The sequence below is a fragment of the Streptomyces sp. NPDC001717 genome (assembly GCF_042892775.1).
In the GTDB taxonomy this organism is placed as follows: domain Bacteria; phylum Actinomycetota; class Actinomycetes; order Streptomycetales; family Streptomycetaceae; genus Streptomyces.
Map to the genome: position 1 here is coordinate 694,988 of NZ_JBIAUK010000001.1, position 24,116 is coordinate 719,103.

Annotated in this window: 18 protein-coding genes; 13 read left to right on the forward strand and 5 right to left on the reverse strand. The window is 71.8% G+C overall.

Annotation, left to right across the window (positions count from 1 at the left end):
* Positions 1 to 305 precede the first annotated feature (305 nt).
* Both ACFYZL_RS03400 and sbnB read left to right on the forward strand, forming a co-directional pair.
* A complete protein-coding gene (locus ACFYZL_RS03400) occupies positions 306 to 2,558 on the forward strand; it encodes an MMPL family transporter (protein ID WP_384744396.1) in 2,253 nt (750 codons plus the stop codon).
* A 54-nt stretch (positions 2,559 to 2,612) separates the two neighbouring features.
* Positions 2,613 to 3,620 carry a 2,3-diaminopropionate biosynthesis protein SbnB gene (sbnB, locus tag ACFYZL_RS03405; RefSeq protein WP_388675585.1) on the forward strand — a complete coding sequence of 336 codons (1,008 nt, stop codon included), beginning with the start codon at positions 2,613 to 2,615 and terminating at the stop codon, positions 3,618 to 3,620.
* Between the two features lie 105 nt (positions 3,621 to 3,725).
* Here the strand turns inward: sbnB and ACFYZL_RS03410 are convergent, their stop codons facing one another.
* Complete coding sequence (locus tag ACFYZL_RS03410; RefSeq protein WP_388675588.1) at positions 3,726 to 5,645, reverse strand: serine hydrolase domain-containing protein; 1,920 nt, start codon at positions 5,643 to 5,645, stop codon at positions 3,726 to 3,728.
* A gap of 176 nt (positions 5,646 to 5,821) precedes the next feature.
* Between ACFYZL_RS03410 and ACFYZL_RS03415 the strand changes: the two genes are divergently transcribed.
* The 3 genes from ACFYZL_RS03415 to ACFYZL_RS03425 all read left to right on the forward strand — a co-directional run bounded on the left by ACFYZL_RS03415 (position 5,822) and on the right by ACFYZL_RS03425 (position 9,918).
* Positions 5,822 to 7,069, forward strand: a complete 1,248-nt coding sequence (locus ACFYZL_RS03415; protein WP_384744401.1) for a sensor histidine kinase — start codon at positions 5,822 to 5,824, stop codon at positions 7,067 to 7,069.
* Positions 7,054 to 7,698 carry a LuxR C-terminal-related transcriptional regulator gene (locus ACFYZL_RS03420; protein WP_384744403.1) on the forward strand — a complete coding sequence of 215 codons (645 nt, stop codon included), beginning with the start codon at positions 7,054 to 7,056 and terminating at the stop codon, positions 7,696 to 7,698. The genes ACFYZL_RS03415 and ACFYZL_RS03420 overlap by 16 nt, the downstream gene beginning before the upstream one ends.
* A gap of 66 nt (positions 7,699 to 7,764) precedes the next feature.
* Complete coding sequence (locus ACFYZL_RS03425; protein WP_384744404.1) at positions 7,765 to 9,918, forward strand: DEAD/DEAH box helicase; 2,154 nt, start codon at positions 7,765 to 7,767, stop codon at positions 9,916 to 9,918.
* An 83-nt stretch (positions 9,919 to 10,001) separates the two neighbouring features.
* Here ACFYZL_RS03425 and ACFYZL_RS03430 read toward each other — a convergent pair whose 3' ends face one another.
* A complete protein-coding gene (locus ACFYZL_RS03430) occupies positions 10,002 to 10,982 on the reverse strand; it encodes an SMP-30/gluconolactonase/LRE family protein (protein WP_384744406.1) in 981 nt (326 codons plus the stop codon).
* An 87-nt stretch (positions 10,983 to 11,069) separates the two neighbouring features.
* Between ACFYZL_RS03430 and ACFYZL_RS03435 the strand changes: the two genes are divergently transcribed.
* From ACFYZL_RS03435 to ACFYZL_RS03450, 4 genes are all read left to right on the forward strand, one after another.
* Positions 11,070 to 11,507, forward strand: a complete 438-nt coding sequence (locus ACFYZL_RS03435) for a MarR family winged helix-turn-helix transcriptional regulator (RefSeq protein WP_384744407.1) — start codon at positions 11,070 to 11,072, stop codon at positions 11,505 to 11,507.
* A gap of 174 nt (positions 11,508 to 11,681) precedes the next feature.
* Positions 11,682 to 12,833, forward strand: a complete 1,152-nt coding sequence (locus ACFYZL_RS03440) for an alpha/beta hydrolase (RefSeq protein WP_388675594.1) — start codon at positions 11,682 to 11,684, stop codon at positions 12,831 to 12,833.
* Positions 12,834 to 13,044: 211 nt separating this feature from the next.
* Positions 13,045 to 14,136, forward strand: coding sequence for an alpha/beta hydrolase (locus ACFYZL_RS03445; protein WP_384744410.1), 1,092 nt, complete (start codon positions 13,045 to 13,047; stop codon positions 14,134 to 14,136).
* Positions 14,133 to 14,924: a trypsin-like serine peptidase gene (locus ACFYZL_RS03450; RefSeq protein ID WP_384744412.1), complete on the forward strand. Its 792-nt coding sequence runs from the start codon at positions 14,133 to 14,135 to the stop codon at positions 14,922 to 14,924. The genes ACFYZL_RS03445 and ACFYZL_RS03450 overlap by 4 nt, the downstream gene beginning before the upstream one ends.
* Positions 14,925 to 14,948: 24 nt before the next feature.
* On the opposite strand, the gene ACFYZL_RS03455 is transcribed toward ACFYZL_RS03450, so the two are convergent.
* From ACFYZL_RS03455 to ACFYZL_RS03465, 3 genes are all read right to left on the reverse strand, one after another.
* Positions 14,949 to 15,884, reverse strand: a complete 936-nt coding sequence (locus tag ACFYZL_RS03455) for an EamA family transporter (RefSeq protein ID WP_384744413.1) — start codon at positions 15,882 to 15,884, stop codon at positions 14,949 to 14,951.
* Positions 15,885 to 15,913: 29 nt separating this feature from the next.
* Positions 15,914 to 16,735 carry an isocitrate lyase/phosphoenolpyruvate mutase family protein gene (locus ACFYZL_RS03460; RefSeq protein WP_388675598.1) on the reverse strand — a complete coding sequence of 274 codons (822 nt, stop codon included), beginning with the start codon at positions 16,733 to 16,735 and terminating at the stop codon, positions 15,914 to 15,916.
* Positions 16,736 to 17,053: 318 nt separating this feature from the next.
* Entirely contained in the window at positions 17,054 to 18,166 is a 1,113-nt protein-coding gene (locus ACFYZL_RS03465; RefSeq protein ID WP_384744416.1) for a pyridoxal-phosphate dependent enzyme, read from the reverse strand.
* A gap of 226 nt (positions 18,167 to 18,392) precedes the next feature.
* On the opposite strand from ACFYZL_RS03465, the gene ACFYZL_RS03470 reads away from it, so the two are divergent.
* The 4 genes from ACFYZL_RS03470 to ACFYZL_RS03485 all read left to right on the forward strand — a co-directional run bounded on the left by ACFYZL_RS03470 (position 18,393) and on the right by ACFYZL_RS03485 (position 24,025).
* Positions 18,393 to 19,970: a S8 family peptidase gene (locus ACFYZL_RS03470; protein WP_384744417.1), complete on the forward strand. Its 1,578-nt coding sequence runs from the start codon at positions 18,393 to 18,395 to the stop codon at positions 19,968 to 19,970.
* A 122-nt stretch (positions 19,971 to 20,092) separates the two neighbouring features.
* On the forward strand, positions 20,093 to 21,256 hold the full coding sequence (locus tag ACFYZL_RS03475) for a DUF4190 domain-containing protein (RefSeq protein WP_388675603.1): 1,164 nt from the start codon (positions 20,093 to 20,095) through the stop codon (positions 21,254 to 21,256).
* Between the two features lie 171 nt (positions 21,257 to 21,427).
* Positions 21,428 to 22,180, forward strand: coding sequence for a GntR family transcriptional regulator (locus tag ACFYZL_RS03480; protein WP_388675606.1), 753 nt, complete (start codon positions 21,428 to 21,430; stop codon positions 22,178 to 22,180).
* A gap of 150 nt (positions 22,181 to 22,330) precedes the next feature.
* Positions 22,331 to 24,025 (forward strand): purine-cytosine permease family protein, encoded by a 1,695-nt coding sequence (locus ACFYZL_RS03485; RefSeq protein WP_388675609.1) that lies wholly within the window; start codon positions 22,331 to 22,333, stop codon positions 24,023 to 24,025.
* The last annotated feature ends 91 nt before the right edge of the window (positions 24,026 to 24,116 follow it).

Here is a 24,116-nt window from a genome sequence, read left to right on the forward strand (position 1 = left end):
TGGATTGGGGAGTTGTTCGGCGGGTAGACATGCTGCGGGTCGCGTGTGGCTGAATCGCAGTCCGTGTCGCCCCGTATCTCCCGACGAGAAGGAACCTAACCGGCGACTTGGCCGGATCCCGTCGTTCCAGGTGGCCACAGACTGCCGCGGCAGCATGCTGCCGACCTCGTGTTGCCTCCGTGCCGGCAGGATGCTGCAGCCGCATTGAGCTGACATATCGCCAAGGGAGTCCACCGGCGCCGAATATCTACAGTGAAAGACGTCGCTCATCAACGGTCACCGCAGACGTCCCACTGGGAGAGGTAATGGCAAGGCAACGAAATCTGGCGGCTTCACTGGGAGCCTGGAGCGCCCGGCACCGCAAGACCGCACTTTTCGGATGGCTCTTCGCTGTCATCGTGCTCACGGTCCTCGGCGGTCTGACGGGCCAGAAGAGCCTGACCGAAGCCGACTACGGCACGGGGGAGTCGGGCCGCGCCGCCCGGATCCTCGTCGACGCCGGCATCAAGACCCCGGCGCCCGAGATGGTCCTCGTCCACAGCGATCGACTGGCCGCCGAGGACCCCGAGTTCAAGAAGGCCGTCGCTGCCGCGATCGCGGCCGTGGACGGCACCGGCCTCGCGCAGAACATCGGAGACCCGTACGAGACCGGCGCGTTCTCCGAGGACAAGCACGACGCGCTGGTCCAGTTCGCGGTGAAGGGCGACCCGGACACCGCCGCCGACCGCATCCAGCCCGTCGTCGACGCGCTGGCCAAGGCGGACGAGGCCCACACGGGCGTCACGTTCGGCCAGTACGGCGCCGCCAGCGGACTCAAGGGCATCAACGACTCGCTCGGCGACGACTTCACCCGCGCCGAGTTCACCGCCGTGCCCGTCGCACTCGGCATCCTGCTCGTCGTGTTCGGCGCGCTCCTGGCCGCCGTCCTGCCGCTGATCCTCGCCATCACCGCGTGCGTCGCCGCCATGGGCCTGCTCGCGCTCTCCAGCCAGCTGGTCCCGGTCGACGCGATGACCAACTCGGTGCTGCTCCTGATGGGCCTCGCCGTCGGCGTCGACTACTGCCTCTTCTACATCCGCCGCGAGCGCGAGGAGCGCGCCGCCGGCCGCGACGGCGAGAGCGCGCTGCGCATCGCCGCCGCGACCTCCGGGCGCTCGGTGCTGATCTCCGGTCTGACCGTGGCCGTCGCCATGGCCGGCATGTTCCTCTCCGGCCTCACGGTCTTCGAGGGCTTCGCCGTCGCCACCATCGAGGTCGTCCTGATCGCGGTGCTCGGCTCCATGACGGTGCTGCCCGCCGTGATGGCGATGCTCGGCGACAAGATCGACGCCGGCCGGATCCCGGGCCTGCGCCGCAAGACGCGCGTACGCACCATGGGCGAGAAGCCGGGCCGGCTGCTCGGCGCGGTCCTGAAGGCGCCCGCACTGTTCGCCTTCCTCGGCATCGCGCTCCTGCTCGCCCTCGCCGCGCCCGCGCTGTCCATGAAGACCGAGAAGCTGGGCTTCGACCAGCTGCTGCCCGCCGACAACGTCACCGCGCAGACCGCCCGGCGGATCGAGAAGGCCTTCCCCGGCGCCCCGGCACCGGCCCAGATCGTCTTCAAGACCGGCAACGTCACCTCGGCCGAGGCCAACGGCGCCATCGCCGCCTTCAAGGAGCGGGCGCTGGCCTCCGGCCACGTCAAGAACCCCATCGAGGTGACCGTCCACAAGGACGAGAACATCGCGGTCATCAACGCGCCCCTCGCCGGTGACGGCCGCAACGCGACCTCGGTCCGCGCCCTGAAGCAGCTGCGCGACGTGATCATCCCGGCCACCCTGAAGAAGGACGGATCGAACCAGGCGCCGGTCGGTGGCGACCTCGCGTTCTCGACCGACTACAACGACCAGCTCAAGTCGTCGATCCTGCCCGTCTTCGCCTTCGTGATGGGCATCAGCTTCCTGCTGATGCTGCTCTGCTTCCGTTCCCCGGTCATCGCGATCACCTCGATCATCCTCAACCTCCTGTCCGTGGTGGCCGCCTACGGTGTGATGACCGCGGTCTTCCAGAAGGGCTGGGGCGACGAGCTGGTCGGCACGAAGGCCGTCGGCGCGATCGAGTCCTGGATGCCGCTGTTCGTCTTCGTCGTCCTGTTCGGCCTGTCGATGGACTACCACGTCTTCGTGGTCTCCCGGATCCGCGAGGCCTACGACAAGGGCGTCGGCAACCGGGCGGCCGTCGCCCACGGCGTCCGCTCCACCGCCGGGGTCGTCACCAGTGCCGGCCTGATCATGGTGGCCGTCTTCGCGGTCTTCGGCACGCTGTCCATGCAGGACTTCAAGCAGCTGGGCGTGGGTCTGGCCGTCGCGGTCCTGCTCGACGCCACGCTCGTACGCGCCGTCCTGCTGCCCGCCGTGATGGTGCTGCTCGGCCGGTCCAACTGGTGGCTGCCCTCCTGGCTCAAGTGGCTGCCCGAGCTCTCGCACGGCGAGGAAGAGCCGGCTCCGGTACGGCAGCACGCCGCACCCGCCGGGCACCGGCGGACCGAGCCGGCCCAGCCCACCCTCGCGGGCCGCTGAGCGGCCCGAGGCCCTCACCCCCGTATCCGCTCACGATTCCAAGGATCCTTCTCCATGTACGAGTTCAGCGTCATCGGCGGCAAGACCGCACGGGAGATCATCTCGGCCTCCCGGCAGGACATCGTCGACGTCGTCCGCGACACCTACCTCGCCCACGAGGCGGGCGACTCGGTGAACCCCGACAGCTACTTCCTGCGCTTCCCCGAGAAGCCCGACGCCCGCATCATCGCGCTCCCCGCGCACCTGGGCGCCGGCGCCGACGTCTCCGGAATCAAGTGGATCAGCAGCTTCCCGGCGAACATCGAGCGCGGCATCCCGCGTGCGTCGGCGGCCCTGCTGCTCAACGACCACGAGACCGGCTACCCCTTCGCGTGCCTGGAGGCCTCGCAGATCAGCGCCGCCCGTACGGCCGCTTCGGCGGTGCTGGCCGCGGAGCAGCTGACCGGCGGGCGCACCGCGGGGAAGCTGGCGGTCGTCGGCGCGGGCATCATCGCGCGCAACATCCTGGAGTTCTTCAAGTCCCGCGACTGGCAGGTCGGTTCGGTCGTCGTGCACGACAGGAGCGAGGAGTACGGCTCCGCGCTCGCCGCCCACGCGACGAACGCCCTCGGCTACTCGGCCGGCACGGAGTCCGACCTCGCCGCGGCCCTCGCCGGCGCCGACGTGGTGGTCCTCGCGACGACCGCCGCCGAGCCGTACATCCTCGACCCGAAGGCCTTCGCACCCGGTCAGGTCGTCCTCAACATCTCGCTGCGGGACATCGGTCCGGAGCTGATCGAGGGCGCGTACAACATCTTCGACGACGTCGAGCACTGCATGAAGGCCAACACCTCGCCGCACCTCGCGGAGCAGAAGTACGGCGACCGGCACTTCGTCACCGGCACGCTCGCCCAGTTCATCAACGGCGAGGTGACCACCGGCGCCGACAAGCCGGTGATCTTCTCGCCGTTCGGCCTGGGCGTCCTCGACCTGGCGGTCGGCCTGCACGTCCTGCGCGCGGCGCGGGCCTCGGGCGAGGCCGTGGAGATCGCGGACTTCTTCGGCGAGACGACCCGCTGGTAGTCGCCGGTCCCTTGCGTACGCGGCCCGGGCAGGAGGAGCTCCTGCCCGGGCCGCCCCACGTCCGACGAAGGAATGATCGTGACCCCCATGTCGTGGGGCGGTGGCCTAGCCCACCAGCCGGTACGAGGCGCACACCCCGAGGAAGACCATCGAGGCCAGGGTGCTGCACGTGTAGTGCAGCCGGCCGGACAGGCGCCACCAGCGCCGCCGCCAGGAAAGGAACGCGCAGACGGCCATGGCGACCGTGGTCGCGAGCGCGATGCCGGTCAGGGCCGGTACCGCGGTCAGGAGCGGCGAGTCGCCCACGATGATCGTGCGGTTGAGGGCATTGGGGTCGGCGGACAGCAGCAGGAAGCAGACCGTCGCCGCGGTGATCAGCGCTCCGGACGTCCACAGCAGCAGCTTGGCGGCGCGCGCCCCGGCCGGCGCACCCGGCGAGCGGCGGCGCAGCAGGGCGAGCACCGGCAGCGCGAGTACGGTCAGGGCGAGGAACGCGAGCGAACCGAGCAGCACCTGCTGGTGCAGCGTGGGGGACAGGTACCAGGGCAGCCGCTCGTACGCGACGGAGACCTCGGAGGCGACGGAGAGGCGGCCGTCACGGAAGGCGATCCGGTCCTGGCCGTCCTGCTCCTGGAAGAGCCCCGGGCTCAGCTGCACCCAGTGACGCTCGGTCACGTCCGGGTCGCGCGACAGTCCCGTGGTGGTCAGCGTCGCCCCTTCGCCCGCGCTCACCCGTACCGAACCGGTCAGCGCGCTGACCCGGGTCAGCTCCGAAGAACTGGTGCGCGTGGAGCGGTAGTCGCCCTCGTACTGCCCGACATCGGCGAGCGACGTGGAGCGCCGCACCGCGGCCGGCCCACCGAAGTGGTCGGCGACGAGGTCGGCCAGTTCCTGCCCCGCGTAGGTGGCGCGCCCGTTCTCGCCATCGCCGTTGTAGACGACGTACACCGCGGCGTTCCGTTCGGGCAGCAGCGCCAGATTGCCGTGGAAGCCGGGCAGGTCGCCGTCCTTGACGAGCATCCGCTGCCCGCCGCGGACGCGCTCCTCGAGGATGTAACCGAGGCCGGGCAGCCGGTCGTCATTGCCGAACTGCCGCGTCAGCAGGGCCGAGTCGGAGCGGTCGCTCAGGATCGGACCGCCGCCGTCGAGCAGGGCGCGCAGCAACTCCCCCATGTCCGCCACCGTGGTGACGGCGCCGGCGCCGGTCGGGGACCAGTCGCCGTACTGACCGTCCTGGACGCGCTGGTGCCCGCCGTCCGGGCGGTGGCCGCGTGCGAGGTCCGCCTCGATCGCGGGGGTGTGCGGCTGCGCGAAGCTCGTACGGTTCATGCCGAGGGGCCGCAGGATCGACCGGTCCACGTACGCGGCGAAGGGGGTGCCCGTCACGGTCTCGACGAGGTGACCGGCCAGCGCCACACCGTAGTTGTCGTAGCTCGCGACCTCACCCGGCGGGCGCACCCGGCGCGGCTGGTGGTCGGCGAGGCTCTCGCCGAGCGGGCGCACGTCCTCGGGCCGGGTGGTGGCCCGCCCGATGATGTTGTTGTCGAAGCCCGCCGTGTGCGTGAGGAGATCGCGTACGGTCACCGGGTGTCCCGGATAGGTGTCCTTCACCTTGAAGGAGGTGAGGTAGCGGTTGACGTCGGAGCCCAGGTCGAGACGTCCCTGCTCGACCTGCTGCAGGACCGCGATCGCCGTGAACAGCTTGGCGTCGGAGGCCATGAAGAAGCCGGTGCTCCGCGGATCCACCGGTGTCCCCGAGGTGGCGTCCGTGACGCCGTACCCCTGGGTGAGGACCGGCTCGCCCTTCTCGACGACCACCACGGAGGCGCCGGGGATGCGGTAGTCGGTGAGCTGCCGGCGCACGAGGGCGTCGACCGCCCCGGCAAGTCCCGGCAGTTCGGACGGCCCGGCCGCGGAGCGGGCACCCGTCCGGTGTGCCGGTTCCGCGGAGGCGGCGCTGGTGCCACCCGCCAGGAGCAGCAGGACACACAGCGGAAGGAGAAGGAGCCGCAGTCGCATCGTCATGTATACAGTCAAGTCGCCACGACAGAGCCGAAAAAGACACCCCGGTGGCGTCCCAGGGGGGACCTAGGTACACCACCGCACACGCCACGCACGTCCCGTGCGTGGCGGGCCGGGGCCGAGAAGACTAGGGACATCACCGCGGCAGCGAGCCGTGCGCAGAGGGGAATGGAACGATCGTGAACAACCTGGACATACGTACTGGCTTCCGCTCCATCGGCAGGGGACTGCCCGTTCTCTTCCTCGCGATCGGGGAACTCGTCCTGTTCTGCCTCTTCGTGACGGCGGTCTCCCTGCTCGGCATCGGCCTCGGCGTCCTGCTCGTCCCGGCGCTCGCCGTCGCCGTACGGGCCGTGGTGAACAACTCCCGCAGGACCGCGGCGCGGTGGTCGGGCCGAGCGGTCGAGGAGCCGTACCTTCCCGCGCCCGCCGCCGAGCCCGGTCTCAAGGGACAGTGGCAGCGCACGCATTGGGTGCTGACCGACCCGGCGACCTGGCGGGACCTGGCCTGGATGCTGGTCAACCCGGTGGTGGGTGTGGTGCTCGCGCTGTCGCCGCTCGTCCTCGTCGTCGGCGGACTCGGCGGCATGCTGATGCCGGCGATCTACCGGCCCATCGCCGACGCCGGCCAGAACTACTACCTGTGGGTCGAGATCAGCGACCTGACCTCCGCCTGGTACGCCGCCGCCCTCGGCCTCGTCACCCTGCTCGCCGGTCTCGCCGTCGGCCCCGCGCTGCTGCGCGTCCACGCCTCCCTGGCCCGTACGCTGCTCGGCCCGACCCGCACCGTCGAGCGCGTCCGCCGCCTCACCGACAGCCGCAGCGACGCGGTCAACAGCTCCGCGGCCGAACTGCGCCGCATCGAGCGGGACCTGCACGACGGAGCGCAGGCCCGTCTGGTGGCCCTCGGGATGAACCTCGGCGTCGCGGAGCAGCTGCTCGCCAAGGACCCGGAGGCCGTACGCACCATCCTGGCCGACACCCGCAAGGCCTCCGCCGCCGCGCTGACCGAGCTGCGCGACCTCGTCCGCGGCATCCACCCGCCGGTGCTCGCCGACCGGGGCCTCGCGGACGCGGTGCGCGCCCTGGCCCTGGACAGCCCGCTCGACGTCACCGTCAACGCCGACCTGACCGGCCGGCTCGAGGCACCCGTCGAGTCCGCGATGTACTTCGCGGTCGCCGAAGCCCTCACCAACGCCGCCAAGCACGCCTCGCCGACGACCGTGAGCATCGACCTCTGGTACGAGGGCGGCGCGCTGCGCAGCCAGGTCGTCGACGACGGCCAGGGCGGCGCGGACCCCTCGCGCGGCACCGGACTGCGCGGCATCGAGCGCCGCCTCGCCGCCTTCGACGGGCTCCTCGCGATCAACAGCAAGCCGGGCGGACCGACCACCCTCACCATGGAGCTCCCGTGCGCGTTGTCCTAGCCGAAGACCTGTTCCTGCTGCGGGACGGTCTGGTCCGCCTGCTGGAGTCGTACGACTTCGAGGTGGTCGCCGCCGTGGACAACGGTCCCGGACTGCTCCAGGCCCTCCTCGACCACAAGCCGGACGTCGCCGTCGTCGACGTCCGGCTCCCGCCGACGTTCACCGACGAGGGACTGCGGGCCGCCCTGGAGGCCCGGCGCCAGGTCCCCGGCCTGCCGGTCCTGGTCCTCTCCCAGTACGTGGAGCAGCTCTACGCCCGCGAACTCCTCGCCGACGGCAGCGGCGGCATCGGCTACCTGCTCAAGGACCGGGTCTTCGACCCCGACGGCTTCGTGGACGCGGTACGCCGTGTCGCGTCCGGCGGCACCGCCATGGACCCCGACGTCGTCGCCAAGCTCTTCGCCAAGGAACTCCACCGCGACGGCCCCCTCTCCCGCCTCACCCCGCGCGAGCGCGAGGTCCTCGGCCTGATGGCCGAGGGCCGCTCGAACGCCGCGATAGCCCAGGAACTGGTGATCACCGAACGCGCGGTCATCAAGCACACGTCGAACATCTTCACCAAGCTCGACCTGCCCCCGTCGGAGGCGGACAACCGGAGGGTGCTCGCGGTCATCGCGTACCTCAAGTGAGCCCGGCGCGCCGGCTCCTTCGCAGGTGGGAGGATGCGGGGGGCTGACGAGAGGGGCCGGGGCGCGATGGGGCGGAGTGACCGGGAGGCGGTTGCCCGGGGGCGGCGGTTGTGCGGGGCGGCGCAGGGCGTCGTCGGGGACCACGCGCGTGCCGTCGAGGCGGTGCGCGCGGCCTTGACGCCGATCTGCGAGGGCCTCGCGGAACGCGAGCTCGACTCCATCCCGGTGGCCCGGCTGAAGGAGGTCACCGAGGGGAGGTTGCGGCTCGGGGAGGTCGAGCGGGCCGGCTTCCGTACCGTTCGGCAGGTGCTCGACGCCGGGCCCTACCGGTTGCGGCAGATCCCCGGGGTCGGGCAGCGGACCGCCGCCCAGACCGTCGCCGCCGCTCGCCAGATCGCCGATGCCGTACGGGAGACCATCGCCGTCCACATCGACGTCGACCGGCCGGATCCCCGGACCACCGCGCTGGTCGTCGCCCTGCACGTGCTGGTGGAGGCGGGGCCCGAGGCGCGGCGGGCGCTCGACGCGGCCCGGGCCCTGTCGGACCGGCTCGGGCCGCTGCTCGACGAGGCCAGGCCGGTCTCCTCCCGGCTGCGCCTGCTCGTCGCGGGCAAGCCCGGACGCAAACGGGCGCTCGGGGCCGCCGCGGAGATCCGGGCCGTGACCGGGCAGGCCGAGCGGGAGGGCGTGCCGGAGCTGCTCGCCCAGGCGTCCGTGGACCTGCTGCGGGGCCCCGCCACGGAGATCGCGGCCCTGGTCGACTTCGAACTCCGCTCGGCCGAGTACTACAGCCTCATCGCGGAGATCTCGGACCGCCGGCCCGATCCCGCCGCGGCAGAGGGGTTCCTGCCCGGCGAAGTGGCCGAGCGGGTCAGGGGCCAGCGGCTCGACGACACGCAGCGCAGGGTCTCGCTCCGCGGCTACCAGGCGTTCGGCGCCCGCTTCATGCTCGCCCAGCGCCGGGTGATCGTCGGTGACGAGATGGGACTCGGCAAGACCATCCAGGCGATCGCGGCGCTCGCGCACCTCGCGGCCGAGGGGCAGAGCCACTTCATGGTGGTCTGCCCGGCCGGCGTGCTGATCAACTGGACGCGGGAGATCGAGAGTCGGAGCAGGCTCCGGGTGACGGCCCTGCACGGGCCCGAGCGCCAGGAGGCGTTCGCCGACTGGAAGGGGCGCGGCGGTGTCGGCGTCACCACCTTCGACGCCCTGCGGGGCTTCCCGGCGCCGCGGGGCGGAGAGCCGGCGATGCTCGTCGTCGACGAGGCGCACTACGTGAAGAACCCGAAGGCCCGCCGCTCCCTGGCCGTGCGGGAGTGGGCCGAGCGCTGCGAACGGGTGGCCCTCTTGACCGGCACGCCCATGGAGAACCGGGTCGCGGAGTTCCGCAGCCTGGTGGAGATCCTCCGGCCCGGACTCGCGGACACCATCGGCGAGCACACCGGCGTGGCCGGCTCCAAGGCGTTCCGGAAGGCGGTCGCTCCCGTCTACCTGCGGCGCAACCAGCTGGACGTGCTCGCCGAACTGCCCGCGCTCCAGCACACGGACGAGTGGGAGGAGCCGAGCGCGCGGGACGAGGACGCCTATCGGAAGGCCGTGCTGGACGGCAATTTCATGGCGATGCGCAGGGCGGCGTACGCACACCCGGAGGAGTCGGCGAAGCTGAACCGGCTGCGGGAGATCGTCGCGGAGGCCGCCGAGGGCGGGCTGAAGGTCATCGTCTTCTCCACCTTCCGGGACGTCCTGGCCGTGGTCCGGGACGCGCTCTCGTCCGCCGACGTCTTCGGACCGCTGTCGGGGAACCTGCCGCCCGCACGTCGGCAGCAGCTCGTCGACGAGTTCGCGGCCGTGTCCGGTCACGCCGTGCTGCTGGCGCAGATCGAGGCGGGAGGGGTGGGCCTCAACATCCAGGCCGCCTCCGTCGTGATCATCTGCGAGCCGCAGGTCAAGCCCACCGTCGAGCACCAGGCGGTGGCGCGGGCGCACCGCATGGGGCAGGTGCGCCCGGTCCAGGTGCACCGGCTCCTCGCCACGGGCGGGGTGGACGAGCGGATGGTGCGGATGCTGGCGAACAAATCGAGGCTCTTCGACGCGTACGCCCGGCGCAGCGCGGTCGCCGAGTCCACCCCGGACGCCGTCGACGTCTCGGACACCGCCCTGGCCCGGCGGATCGTCGAGGACGAGCAGGCCCGGCTGGGTGCGACCGGCGGCAGCCGCTGATCGAGCGGGTGTGACCTCGTGGGGACGGACGCCACCGACCGCGTGACCACAGCCCCTGGCGGCCGCCCCTCCCCGTCGTCCCGTCAGAACCCGCGCACCGAGGCCACCGTGAAGGTGGTCGGACTGCCCGTGCTCGGGGTCATCGGGCCGCCCTTGTCGAACTGGGAGCGGACGACCAGCGTGCGGCCCGGCGTGTGGGACAGGGTCGTCGGGATCTGCAGGGACGGATCCGTGACCGTGCGGGTCAGGCGGGCCCTGGTGCCGTCCGCGCCGAGCTGCCAGCGGGTCAGGGTGTTGGTGGTGTTGTGCGCCACGCGCAGGGTGCCGTCGGGGGAGAGGTCGAGGCCGTCGGCGGCCTTCATGTCCCGGCCGCCGAGGTCGACGCGCCGCACGGCCCCGGTGGCGAGGTCCACGCGGTACAGGTCCCCCTCCGGCATGTCGACGGCCAGCAGGTACCGCCCGGCACGGTCCGAGACGATCCCGTTGAGGCTGAAGCCGCCCGCCGGGCGGGGGCGCAGGGCCGGGGTCAGGTCGTACGCCTCGGTGAGGGGGCCGCTGCCGGCGGCCAGCTGCTCGGGGGTCACGCGGTAGATCACCCCGCGGACGCTGTCGGTCAGGTACGCGGAGCCGTCCGGGGTGATCGTCAGGTCGTTGACGAAGCGGGGTCCGCTGCCCGCCACCTCGAAGTGGGCCAGGCGGGAGCCGGTCCTGGTGTCGTAGACCGAGACCCCGGCCGTGGAGTCCGTCACCCAGAGCCGCCCCCGGGCGTCGACCCGCAGGCCGTTCGCCGTGCGGCGGCCGTCGGTCCCGGAGGGCAGGAAGACCTCGGCCTCGGCGCGGCCGGGGCGGGCCCGGTAGACGGTGCCGTCCGCGTACGAGCCCACGTAGACGGTGTGCGTACGGGCGTCGGTCGCGATGCCCTCCGGGTAGACCTTCGCGCCGGGTATCGAGAAGGCGGTGGACATCCGGGCGTCGGCCGACGCGGTGAGCGCGGACGCCGGGGCCGCTCCCAGGCAGGCCAGGGTCAGGGCGGTGGTCAGCGCGGCGGCGGGCAGGAATTTCATCACGTATCCCCAGGTGTCCTCTACTTGGCAGGTGTAGGCGAATTTATGTTAGAGCTCTAATGTGCGCAAGGGTCGTAGGATGCGGGAATGACCTCCATGGCCCCCGACGAGCGCATCGGCGCGCACATCAAGCGCGCCGAGCAGGCGCTCCTCGCGGCGAAGAACGCCGCGGTGAAGCCGGCCGCGGTAACGGTTCCGCAGTACGCCGCACTGCTCTGGCTGGCCGAGAAGCCCGGCGTCTCCGCCGCCGCGCTCGCCCGGCTGTGCGGGGTGACGCCGCCGACCATGAACACCGTCCTGAAGAACCTCCAGGAGCGCGGGCTCATCGAGCGGACCCCGCACGAGCTCCACCGCAACGTGCTGGAGACCCGCCTCACCCAGGAGGGTCGGGCGGTGATGGAGCAGGCCGACGCGGGCGCGGTGCGCGTGGAGCGGGCGCTGGCCGAGGCGTTCACCGCGGAGGAGCGGGCGCAGCTCATCGCACTGTTGGGCCGGTGCGCCGAGGTCCTCGACGGCCGACGCTGACGGCCGACCGGCGGCCGACGCCGGTGGCCGACCTCGGCGGCCGACCCCGACGTTCACCCAAGATTCCGACATGTTTTTGCCGGGATTTGGAACTGTGCGGGGCAATTCGTACATCAGGAAAAGCAGCAAGTCCTTCTGCCCGTCGGGCAGCCACGACCGTTCGGAGCGAAGTACGTGCACCAGCACCCGCAGCCCCCGGCCCCGCCCCGGCCCCACGAGGCCGAGGACTCGCAGTACCCGCAGCCGCAGCGGCCCGGCAGGTCCCGGCGCCGAATATGGATCGCCGCGGTCGTCGCCCTCGCCCTCCTCCTCGGCGCCGGCGGCTTCGCCGCATGGAAGCTCGACTGGTTCTCCGGCAACGGCGACGCGGTGACCTTCGGCAAGCAGTCCCCGTCCCCGGCCGGGTCCGAGAAGCAGACCCCGGCAGCCCCGGCGGCCTCGGCCTCGCCCACGCCGACCGGCGACCCCGACGTCCAGATGCCGAGCGGCCCGAAGTCCGACTTCAAGCAGACCACCAAGCTCGACGACGGCACGATCATCGCCAAGACCCGCCTCGCGGGTGCGAAGTCCGGCTTCGAGGGCGACGTGTGGGTGTGGGCGCCCAAGGAGTACAACGACCCGAAGTACGCCAAGAGCGCCTTCCCGGTGCTCATCGCGCTCCCCGGCGGCAACGGCTACCCGAACAACTACTGGGCCGACCGCAGCCTCGGCCTCCAGAAGGCCATCACCGAGGGCGTCCAGGCGGGCACCAGCCTCCCGTTCATCGTGATCATGCCGGTGCTCAACCCGGACAACAAGTACTACTACGACGGCGCCGACATCCCCGGCCAGCCCAAGATGGGCACCTGGATCGCCGAGGACGTCCCGGACTTCACCCGCGCCAACTTCCGTACGTACAAGTCCCGCGACGGCTGGGCCTTCATGGGCTCCTCCTCCGGCGCCTTCGTCGGCATGAAGACGCTCCTCCAGTACCCGGACAGGTTCAAGGCCGTGATCGCCAGCGGCGGCGAGATCGTCCCGGACTCCCCGCTCTGGAAGGGCCACCAGGCGGAGATGGACGCGAACAACCCCGAGGTCCTCGCCAAGAAGCTGATCGACTCCAAGGGCCCCGAGGTCTACATCAACTTCCAGATCGGCACCAAGGAGAGCGGGAAGGAGCGGATGACGAAGTTCGTGCAGACCTACGGCAAGGGGCCGGTCAAGACGACCATCCGCGACATCCAGAACGGCGAGCACAACGGCTGGCACTACGTACGGGGCATGAAGGAAGGCTCCCTGGAGTGGATCAGCAAGGTGCTGAAGGGCCCCAAGCCCGAGGCCGGCTGACCGCGCCCCGAACCGGCTGTCGAGCGCGCCCCCGACCCGACCCTCGACCGGTCGGTCGAACACCCGACCACCATCGGGTGGCGCTCGACACGTCACGCCCGTCCCAGGCAACCCGTCCCGTCGTTCATACCTCTGACAGGGGTGTAAGGGGGACCGAACGGTCCGACCGGCGCTCCGAGGTGAGCACCGGAGAGGGAACGGGACAAATTCCGTGCAGTATGACCAGCAAGGCGACGGCGGCCCCACGACCAAGGGCGGCCGTCGCCCCAAGCGCCTGCGCCTGCTTCTGATCGGAGGCGGGCTCGCGTTCGTCCTGACCGCCGGCGGCGGAGCGGCAGCGTACAAGTACGGCCTCTTCTCGGACATAGGGGAACCGGTGTCCTTCGGGAAGGTGCAGAAGACCTCCACCGCCGCCGCGGTGTCCGAGGCGCCGCCGGGGGTGCGGATGCCGACCGGGCCGAAGGCCCAGTTCACCCGTACGAGCCGGCTGCCGGACGGCACCCAGATCGGGAAGACCACCCTCACCGGGGCGAAGTCCGGGTTCACGGGTGACGTGTGGGTGTGGGTGCCGAAGGAGTACGACGAGCCGAGGTACGCCAAGAGCGCCTTCCCGGTGCTGATCTCCCTGCCCGGCGGCCGCGGCTACCCCACGAACTACTGGGGCACGGGACCCGGCCTCGGCCTGCAGAAGGCCGTCGCCGACGGGGCGAAGTCGGGCAAGAGCCTGCCCTTCATCCTGATCATGCCGGTGCACAACGCCGACACCAAGCACCACTTCGATGCCTCCGACATCCCCGGCCAGCCCAAGATGGGCACCTGGATGGTCGAAGACGTCCCGGATTTCACGAAGGCCAATTTCCGGACCTTCACCTCCCGCGACGGCTGGGCCTTCATGGGGTCCTCGGCGGGCGGCTTCGGCGCCTTCAAGCACGTCCTGAAGTACCCCGACCGCTTCAAGGCGGCCATCGCGAGCGGGGTCGACATCGTCCCCGATTCCCCGCTGTGGAACGGGAACACGCAGGCCATGGACTTGGACAACCCGGAGAAGCTCGCCGAGAAGCTGATCAACGCGGGCGGCCCGGACGTCTACATCAACTTCCAGATCGGCACCGCGGAGACCGGCCGCGAAAAGGCCGAGAAGTTCATGCAGGACTACGGCAAGGGTCCCGTGCACACCACGCTCCAGGTGATCCAGGATGGTGAGCACAACGGGAAGTCGTACGTTCGCGGCATGAGGGAGGGCGCGCTGGAGTGGATCAGCAAGGTGATGTCCGCGCCGACCCCCGATCCCACCGTGCGATGAGCCGTGCGGTGAAGGGGGCCTCGGTGGCCGCCGTGGTGGGGATCGCGGCGGTGTGCGCCGTCGCGTTCCTGAAGTCGCCCGGCGACCGGCTCGTGCTCCCCTTCCCCACCGTCGGCGTGCTCATGGCGGGCGGCGAGCACTGGTGCACGGCGAGCGTCGTCGACAGCCCGAAGGGCAACGTCGTCGCCACCGCCGCGCACTGCGTGGCCCCGGCCGGCGAGGCCGGGCAACCGGGCGAGGTCGCCCACGACGGCCTGGCCATCGGAGAGCTCGCCTTCGCCCCCGCCTTCTCCGGCGAGGGCGCCGGCACCCAGCCCCTGGGGGTGTGGAAGGTCCGCTCGATCCACGTCGACGACCGTTGGACGAAGTGGGGCGAGGAGACCGCCGACTTCGCCTTCCTCACCCTCGCGCCGGACGAGGACGGGCGCAGCGTGCAGGAGGCCGTCGGCGGGGCGGCGGAGGCCCCGAAACCCGAATGGACCTCGGGCTACGACCGGGACGTGACCGTCGTCGGCTACCCGGAGTCCGATCACAACCCGAAGAACAAGCCCGTCTCCTGCACGACGCAGACCCGGCACGACGACAACGACCCCGACATGCTCTACATGAGCTGCGCGGGTTTCTGGACGGGCACCAGCGGCAGCCCCTGGATCGCCGACCGCGGCGGTCCGGGGCATCCCGGCCGGCTGATCGGAGTGCTGAGCGGCGGGGACACGGACGTGGACTCCACGGCGGCACTGTTCGACGAGCGGGCGAAGGCCCTGTACGAGCGGGCGGCCCGGGGCTGAGCGGGCGCGCGTGCCCGCTCCCGGCTACTTCTTGCGCTCCGTACCGACGATCACGCCCACCGCCGCCACGACGACCGCGCCGCCCACCACGATCGGCCAGGTCAGCGCCTCGTCGAGGATCAGCCATCCCAGTACGACGGCGACCACCGGATTGACGTACGCGTACGTGGACACCAGCGACAGCGGCGCGGCCTGGAGCAGCCACACGTACGCCGTGAAGCCGACGAGCGAGCCGAAGACGACCAGGTAGCCGAGGGCCAGCCAGGAGGCGGTGGAGTAGGCCGCAGGGTCCAGACCGCGGTGCTCGCCGCGCACCAGGCCGACCACCACGCCGCCGATCCCGCCCGCGAGCATCTGGTACGCGCTGCCCGTGAAGGGGTTGCCCGGCAGGGACAGCTTCGACGCGGAGAACGAGCCCAGCGACCACAGCACCGAGCCCGCCACCACCAGCAGCACCCCGGACAGCCGCACGGCCCCGCCGATGCCCGGGCTGGTCAGCACCGCGAGCCCGGCCAGCCCCACCAGGACCCCGCCCAGGGTGCGCCGCGGGGGCCGGTCCCCGGTGCCCGCCCGCAGCACCACCACCCACATCGGCACCGCCGCGACCAGCAGGGCGGCCAGCCCGGAGGGCACGGAGGTCTCGGCGAGCACGACCAGGCCGTTCCCGCCGAGGATCAGCAGCAGGCCGACCAGGACCGCCGAGGCCACCTGGGCCCGGGTGGCCTTGAGCGCGGCCGGGCCGAACCGCCAGGCGACGGCGGCGACCAGCAGCAGGCCGGCGGTGATGAAGCGGGCTCCGGCGGAGAGGAAGGGCGGCATGGTCTCGACGACGACCCGGATGCCGAGGTAGGTCGAACCCCACACCACGTAGACGAGGGCGAGGGCGGTCCAGACGGCCGCGGCCGGGGCCGTCGTGGCCTTGACCGTGCTGCCCTCCCTCGCAGGAGCTGATGTGCGCATGACGAGATCCTATGGTCGTCGGCCCGTCCTCAGCCCTTGAGGAGGCCGTTCAGCTCGCCGTACGGCAGTGCGTGGGAGAGCGTGCCGTAGGTACCGCCGGAGAGCAGCTCCTCGGTGGCCCGCCGGACCACGGCGTACGCGGCCTCCGCGACCCAGGAGCCGAGGCTCACGCGGCAGACGCCGAGGGCGCCGAGCTCGGCGACGCCGGGGGCGTCGGGGCCGGCGAGGACGTTCAGCGGGGCGTCGATGCCCTTCGCGAGCTCCGCGACGGTGGCCGGATCGGTGACGCCGGGCACGAAGACGCCGGTGGCTCCGGCGCGGAGGTAGGCGGCGGCGCGGGTGAGGGTCTCGTCGAGACGGGTCGCCGGGTCGCCGAGGCCGAAGAGGTACGTGTCGATGCGGGCGTTGACGTAGAGCGGGACCCCGGCGGCGTCGGCGGCGGAGCGGGCCGCTGCGAGGCGCTCCGCGTGGTCGGCGGGGGCGCGGCGGCCGTCCTCGATGTTGACGCCGACCGCGCCGGCGGCCAGGACTCCGGCGACGGTCTCGGCGACGCCGGCGGGGTCGGCTCCGAAGCCGCCTTCGATGTCGGCGGTGACGGGCACGGAGACGGCGGACGCCACCCGGGCCACGAGGTCGAGGGCACGGTCGCGGGCCAGGGCGTCACCGTCGGGGGAGCCGAGCGACCAGGCGACGCCCGCGCTGGTGGTGGCGACGGCGCTCGCACCGGCCGCCTCGACGATCCGGGCGGAGGCGACGTCCCAGGCGTTGGCGAGGGCGAGGGGGGAGGCGGGGGTGTGCAGGGCCGCGAACGCGGTTGCCTTGGCGGTGAGTTCGGGGTGCGTGATGGTCATGCCCCCACCCCATCACGCGGGGCGTCGGGAGGCTCGCGGATTTCCGACACGTACCCCCACCGCCGATCCTCCACCCCGGCCCCCGCTCCTCGAACGCCGGCGGGGCTGGATGTCCGCCGGGGGAGCCGCACCTGGGTGGCGGCAGGGGCGGAATCCAGCCCCTCCGGCGTTTGAGGAGCGGGTCCGGGCGGAGCCCAGGGAGCCGCGCAGCGGCGTGCCTTCGGCCGCGCCCGGGAGACCGGCAGGGCGCGTTCCAGCCCCTCCGGCGTTCGAGGAGCGGGGTCCGGGGCGGAGCCCAGGGGGCGTACGGCGGCGGGGTCAGGCGGGGAGGCCCGTCTTGGCGCCCGCCCCGCACAGGGGGACGATCGCCGTGCGGCCCCGCAGGGGGTCGTCCGGGGCGCCCGGCCCCACGGCCGCCCAGCACGCGGCGGCCGTCGGTTCCACGAACAGCCCGCGCCGCGCCAGGTCCCGCTGGGCCTCCCGGAGCCGGTCGTCCGGGACCGTCAGGAACGTGCCCCCTGACGTGCGGACCGCCGCCAGGATCTGCCGGGCCCGCGGCGGCGCGGGGATCGCGATCCCCTCCGCCAGGGTGGGGAGCTGCGGCACCGGCGCCGCCTCCTCCGCACCCGCCGCGAAGGCCGCCGCCAGCGGGGCCACCGCCGCCGACTGGACCGCGATCAGCGCCGGCGGCCGTACGCCCCGCGCGGCCAGCTCCTCCACCGCCAGCGCCGCCCCCAGCAGGAGGGTGCCGTTGCCGACGGGGACGACCAGCGCGTCCGGGAGGCGGCCGCCGAGCTCCTCCCAGATCTCGTACACGTACGTCTTCGTGCCGTGCAGGAAGTAGGGGTTGAAGACGTGGCTCGCGTAGAAGACGCCCGGCCGGTCGGCGGCGCTCCGCGCGGCCTCCGCCGCGGCCTCCCGGCCGCCCGGGACCACCCGTACGGCCGCTCCGTGCGCCCGCATCTGTTCCGTCTTCTTCTCCGAAGTGCCCTCGGGCACGAAAACTTCACAATCGAGTCCGGCCCGCGCGCAGTACGCCGCCACCGACGTCCCCGCGTTGCCGCTGCTGTCCGCCACGACCCGTTCCGGGGCCAGTCTCCTGGCCAGTTCCGCGAGCATCACGGCGCCCCGGTCCTTGAACGACAGGGTCGGCATCAGGAAGTCGAGTTTGGCGTGAACCCGTTCCGCCAGCGGCACCAGCGGAGTGTGCCCCTCCGCCAGCGAGACGGAGAACGCCCCCGGCAGGGGGAGCACGGCGCCGTACCGCCACAGCGAGTTCGGTCCGGAGGCCGGTTCCAGCGGGCCGGCCGGATCAGGTGCGAAGTCGAGGTCCCACGGGCCGTCGCACGCCGGGCAGCACCAGGGTGCCGTCCGGGCGTCGGCGCGCGTGCCGTCCTCGGGGCAGACGTAACCGGGTAGTGCGTGGGTCATGTGCGGAGCGCCTTTGCTCGTTCATGGCATGCGTATGGCACGGATGTTACGTCTCCGCAGTCCTCTTGTGGGTGCTGCGGAGGTGGGTCAACCTTTCGGTGGCGACAGCCCGTTGGGCCGAATGCTTTGTCATGAGCATGGCTGGAATGGGAATTCTTGCGGCTCGTTCCGACGGCGGCCGCGTGCCCCACCCCCCGCAACGCACCACCGACGAGGAGGACCCTCAATGTCCGTGCGTCACACCCGCCGGAAGCTCGCCGGCCTCAGCGTGACCGCCTTGGCGGCCCTCGCGCTCGGCGCCGCCGCCGCGTTACCCGCCTCGGCGGCGGACAGCGGCGCGCTCGGCGTCATCGAGAACGCGGGCGCCCCCGGCTCCGTGTCCGGCAGCTACATCGTGACCCTGAAGGACTCCGCCGCCCGCTCGACCGCCGACAGCGGCAAGGCCGTCGCCAAGCGGTACGGGGCCCGGATCGACCGGACCTACAGCGCCGCCCTCAACGGCTACTCCGTCGAGGTGTCCGAGACCCAGGCCAGGAAGCTCGCCGCGGACCCGGCGGTCAAGTCGGTCGTGCAGAACCGCGTCTTCACCATCGACGGCGCCGAGGGCACCCAGCCCAGCCCGCCGTCCTGGGGCCTGGACCGCATCGACCAGCGCGCGCTCCCGCTGAACCAGAGCTACACCTACCCGGACAAGGCCGGCGAGGGCGTCACCGCGTACATCATCGACACCGGTGTCCGCATCACCCACCAGGACCTCGGCGGCCGAGCCTCCTACGGCTACGACGCCATCGACAACGACAACACCGCCCAGGACGGCCACGGCCACGGCACGCACGTCGCCGGCACCGTCGCGGGCAACACGTACGGCGTGGCGAAGAAGGCCAAGATCGTCGGGGTCCGCGTCCTCGACAACAACGGCTCCGGTACGACCGCGCAGGTCGTCGCCGGCATCGACTGGGTGACGCGGAACGCCGTCAAGCCTGCCGTGGCCAACATGTCGCTGGGCGGCGGCGCCGACTCCGCGCTCGACACCGCCGTACGCAACTCCATAGCCTCCGGCATCACCTACGGCGTCGCGGCGGGCAACGAGTCCACCGACGCCTCCACCAAGTCCCCGGCGCGCGTCGCCGAGGCCATCACGGTCGGCGCGACCACCAACACCGACGCGAAGGCCAGTTACTCCAACTACGGCAGCATCCTGGACATCTTCGCTCCGGGCTCCTCGATCACCTCCTCGTGGGGCACCGGGGACACCGCCACCAACACCATCTCCGGCACCTCGATGGCCACGCCGCACGTCGTGGGCGCGGCCGCGCTGTACCTGTCGCAGAACCCGGCGAGCACCCCGGCGCAGGTCCGTGACGGCCTGGTGAACGCGGCCACCCCGAACGTGGTGACGGGCCCCGGAACGGGCTCCCCGAACCGGCTGCTCTACGTCGGCACCGGCGGCACCGTCCCGCCCGGCCCGCGGTTCGAGAACACCGCCGACTACGCGATCAACGACAACGCCACCGTCGAGTCGCCGATCACCGTCAGCGGGGTCTCCGGCAACGCCCCGGCGACGCTGAGCGTCCCGGTCGACATCAAGCACACCTACATCGGTGACCTCAAGGTCGACCTGATCGCACCCGACGGCAGCGTCTACAACCTGCACAACCGGGCCGGCGGCAGCGCGGACAACATCATCCAGACCTTCACCGTGAACGCCTCGTCGGAGGTCGCCAACGGCGTCTGGAAGCTCCGGGTGAGCGACAACGCGAACATCGACACCGGGAAGATCGACTCCTGGGCGCTCCAGTTCTGAGGAACCGGAGCTCGGCAGGTGCGTGAGCGGTGAGCGGGGCGGGGGCGACCGGAGGGCCGGTCGCCCCCGCTGCGTACTATGCGCGCGTCGTTCGCGCCCCCCCCGTGATGGAGTCCGCCCCTGTGAGCACCCCGCCGATACCGCCGCCCGGACCGGGCAACCCCTGGGCCCCGCCCTCCCCGCAGCCGGGCTGGGGCCTGCCGCCCGGGTACGGGCAACAGCCGCCGCGACTCAACGGATTCGCGCTCGCCTCGCTCCTCGTCGGCCTGCTGTGCCTGCCGCCGCTCGGCATCGTCTTCGGTGTCGTGGCCCTCGTGCAGATCTCGAAGAAGGGTGAGAAGGGCAAGGCCCTGGCGATCGTCGGCCTGGTGGTGTCGGTGCTGATGACGGGCGTCGTGGTCCTCTCCGCGGACCGGGTCGCGACGGCGTTCCGCGACCGGCTGGCGGCGGTGAACGAGCTCACCGACGTGGAGGGCGAGCTCACGGACTTCGACGACCTGCGGGCGGGTGACTGCTTCAACGTCCCGGGCGGGGACCTGATGGAGGACCACCCCCTGACGTACAAGACCGACTGCGCGCTGGTGCACCACGGCGAGGTCACCGAGTCGAAGGCGATGGACCCGAAGGCGCCCATCGAGTCGGCCGAGGCGGACCTGGCCTTCGAGGACGAGTGCTGGAAGGCGCAGGACGCGTACGCGATGGACAGCTGGGCCCTGCCCGCCTACGCGGAGATGTTCTACTTCGCGCCCTCGCGCGAGTCCTGGCGGCTGGGCGACCGGCGGCTGCTGTGCGTGATCGGGACGACGGAGGAGGACCACCGGGGCAGCCTGCGCCAGGACGCCGGAACGCTGAAACCCGAGCAGGCGGCCTTCCTGCGGGCGGCGAACGCCGTCGAGTTCGTCCTGAGCAGGCCCCCTGACGAGGAGGTCGAGGAGGCCCTCGCCGAGCACCGGGCGTGGGCGGGGGAGGTGTCCTCGGCGCTGGGTGAGGAGGCCAAGGTGGTCGAGGGCCACGCGGCGCTGCCGGGGATGGACAAGGCCGCCCGAGCGCAGCTGGGGGAGATCGAGGCGGCGCGTGCCGCGTGGCAGCGCGCCGCGCAGGCGAAGACGGTGCCGGAGTTCTACAAGCAGTGGGACGCGGCGGCGGGGGCGATGCTGCCGGAGACCGAGCGGGCGCTGCGCGGGGCGTACGGGCTGTCGACGCGGATCCCGCCGTGGCTGGAGGAGGACCCGGACGACTCGGGGTCCGAATCGGTCGGCCGGGGGCCGTCGCACCAGTCGGTGTAGCCGGTGCGGGGTGCGGGGCGCGGGCGGGTTCGAGGCCTTCTTCGGTAACGCGCGGTAACGGGTTTGGGTGACCAGGCTTCATCACTTCGGGTGAAACTCTGGCCCTTGCTTGCGGTATTCAACCGTCGGTTGCCAGGGTGTGGCTGTCTGTCAACCTGATGGGAGTGGCCAGTGACTTTCGGTGAGCAGCCGGCCTATCTGCGCGTGGCCGGGGATCTGCGACAGAAGATCGTCGACGGTTCCCTGCCCCCGCACGCCCGGCTCCCCTCGCAGGCCCGCATCCGCGAGGAGTACGGGGTCTCCGACACCGTGGCGCTGGAGGCGCGCAAGGTCCTCATGGCGGAGGGCCTGGTCGAGGGCCGGTCCGGGTCCGGTACGTACGTGCGAGAACAGCCGGTCCCGCGGCGGGTCGCCCGCTCCGGCTACCGGACGGGCGGCGCGTCGACGCCGTTCCGCCAGGAGCAGGCGGACGCGGCCGCGCGGGGCACGTGGGAGTCGAACAGCGAGCAGACGGGCGCACCGACGGAGATCGCGAAGAGGCTGGGCATCGAGCCGGGCGAGCGGGTGATGCGGACCCGGTACGTCTTCCGCGACGCGGGGGAGACGATGATGCTGTCCACCTCCTGGGAGCCGCTCGCCGTGACCGGCCGGACCCCGGTGATGCTCCCCGAGGAGGGGCCGCTGGGCGGCTCGGGGGTGGTGGACCGGATGGCCGCGATCGACGTGGTCGTGGACAACGTGCTCGAGGAGGTCGGCGCACGGCCGGGCCTGGCCGAGGAGATCCAACTGCTGGGAGGCGTCCCCGGGCACGTGGTGCTGGTGATCGGCCGCACGTACTACGCGTCGGGCCGTGCGGTGGAGACCGCGGACGTGGTGGTCCCGGCGGACCGGTACCGGCTGTCGTACCACTTGCCGGTGCGGTGACGCTCCCGCTCGGGTGGGCCGCCGCGCGAGGGTGCGGCGCCGCTGCCGGGGCTCTGCCCCGGACAGCGGACAGGGCATTCGGGGGGTGTAACCCACGGGCAACGCGCAAGAGTGATGGATCGTCACATGGGCGGCCTACCTTCCGGCGGTATGACCGACACCGCCACCACCCCCGCCCCCGAGAAGCCGGCGGCCCGCCACTACGCCAAGCTCGCCGCCGACGAGAGCCGGGAGGACTACTCCCTCAGATACGCGCCCCACTCCTTCCGCCGCTGGGGCCCCGGCACCGTCGCCGGCACCGCCCTCGGCGGGATCGCCTACCTCGCCGACTTCGCCATCGGCGCGTCCATCGTCTTCGCGTACGGATTCACCAGCGGCGCCGCCGCGATCCTGGCCGCCGCCGTGGTCATCTTCCTGACCGGCATCCCGATCGCCCGCGCGTGCGCCACGTACGGCCTGGACATGGACCTCGTCACCCGCGGCGCCGGCTTCGGGTACTTCGGGTCCACCCTGACCTCGCTCATCTACGCCTCGTTCACCTTCATCTTCTTCGCCCTCGAAGGCTCGATCATGGCCCAGGCCATGCACCAGGCGGTCGGCCTCCCGCTGGAGGTCGGGTACCTCCTCACCACCCTCGTGGTGATCCCGATCGTGTTCAAGGGCATGGGCGCGCTCGCCAAGGTGCAGGCCTGGACCCAGCCCGTCTGGCTGATCGGGCTCGTGCTGCCCTTCGTGGTGCTCGCCTTCCACGCGCCCGACGCGTGGGGCGCCTTCGCCGACTTCGGCGGGACGCAGGGCGCCGGGTCCGGGTTCTCGTGGATCGGCTTCGGGTTCGGGACCGGCATCGCGCTCTCCCTCATCGCGCAGATCGGGGAGCAGGCCGACTACCTGCGGTTCATGCCCGCCAAGACCCCCGCCAACAGCCGCCGGTGGAACCTCGCCGTGCTCGCCGCCGGACCCGGCTGGGTGATCATCGGCGCCGCCAAGCAGCTCGGCGGCGCGTTCCTCGCCTTCGTCGCCCTGGAAGCGGTCGGCCGGACGCACGCGCTGGAGCCGATCGCCCCGCAGATCGAGGCCCTGCGCCCCTGGCTCGGCGGCCTCGCGCTGCCCGCCGCCGCGCTCTTCGTGATCGTCTCGCAGATCAAGATCAACGTCACGAACGCCTACAGCGGCTCGCTGTCCTGGTCGAACTTCTTCTCCCGCGTCACCCACCGCCACCCGGGCCGGGTCTGGTACATCTTCCTCAACCTCGGCATCGCGCTGACGCTGATGGAGCTGAACATGTTCGCGATGCTGGGCAAGCTGCTGGGCTTCTACTCCAACGTGGGCATCGCCTGGATCGCGGCGGTCGCCGCCGACCTCGTCATCAACAAGCGGCTCGGAATCAGCCCGCCGTACATCGAGTTCAAGCGCGCGTACCTGTACGCCGTCAACCCGGCGGGTTTCGGCGCGATGGTGATCGCCTCCACCGTCTCGATCCTCGCGTTCTTCGGATTGTTCGGTACGTACGCCGAGGCCTTCTCCACCTTCATCGCGGCCGGGCTGGCCCTCCTGCTGTGCCCGCTGATCGCCTGGATGACCAGGGGGAAGTACTACCTGGCCCGGCCGAACACCGTGAACGGGCCGGACGTGACGGTCGAGGACGTCACCGCCACGCACGTATGCGCCGTCTGCGAGACGGCGTACGAACTCCCCGACATCGCGGACTGCCCCGTGCAGACGGGCCCGATCTGCTCCCTCTGCTGCTCCCTCGACGCGACCTGCGGTGACGTCTGCCGCAAGGGGACGGCGGGTGGCGCGGTGATCCTGCCGATGCCCTCCGTGCCGCCCGCGCGCCCCGTCTGAACCGGCGCGCACGGCCCACTCGTACACATGGCCGGATGCGTACGCCCGCCAGGTACCTCTTCGTGAAAATCCGTATCCGCTCGGTAAAGGT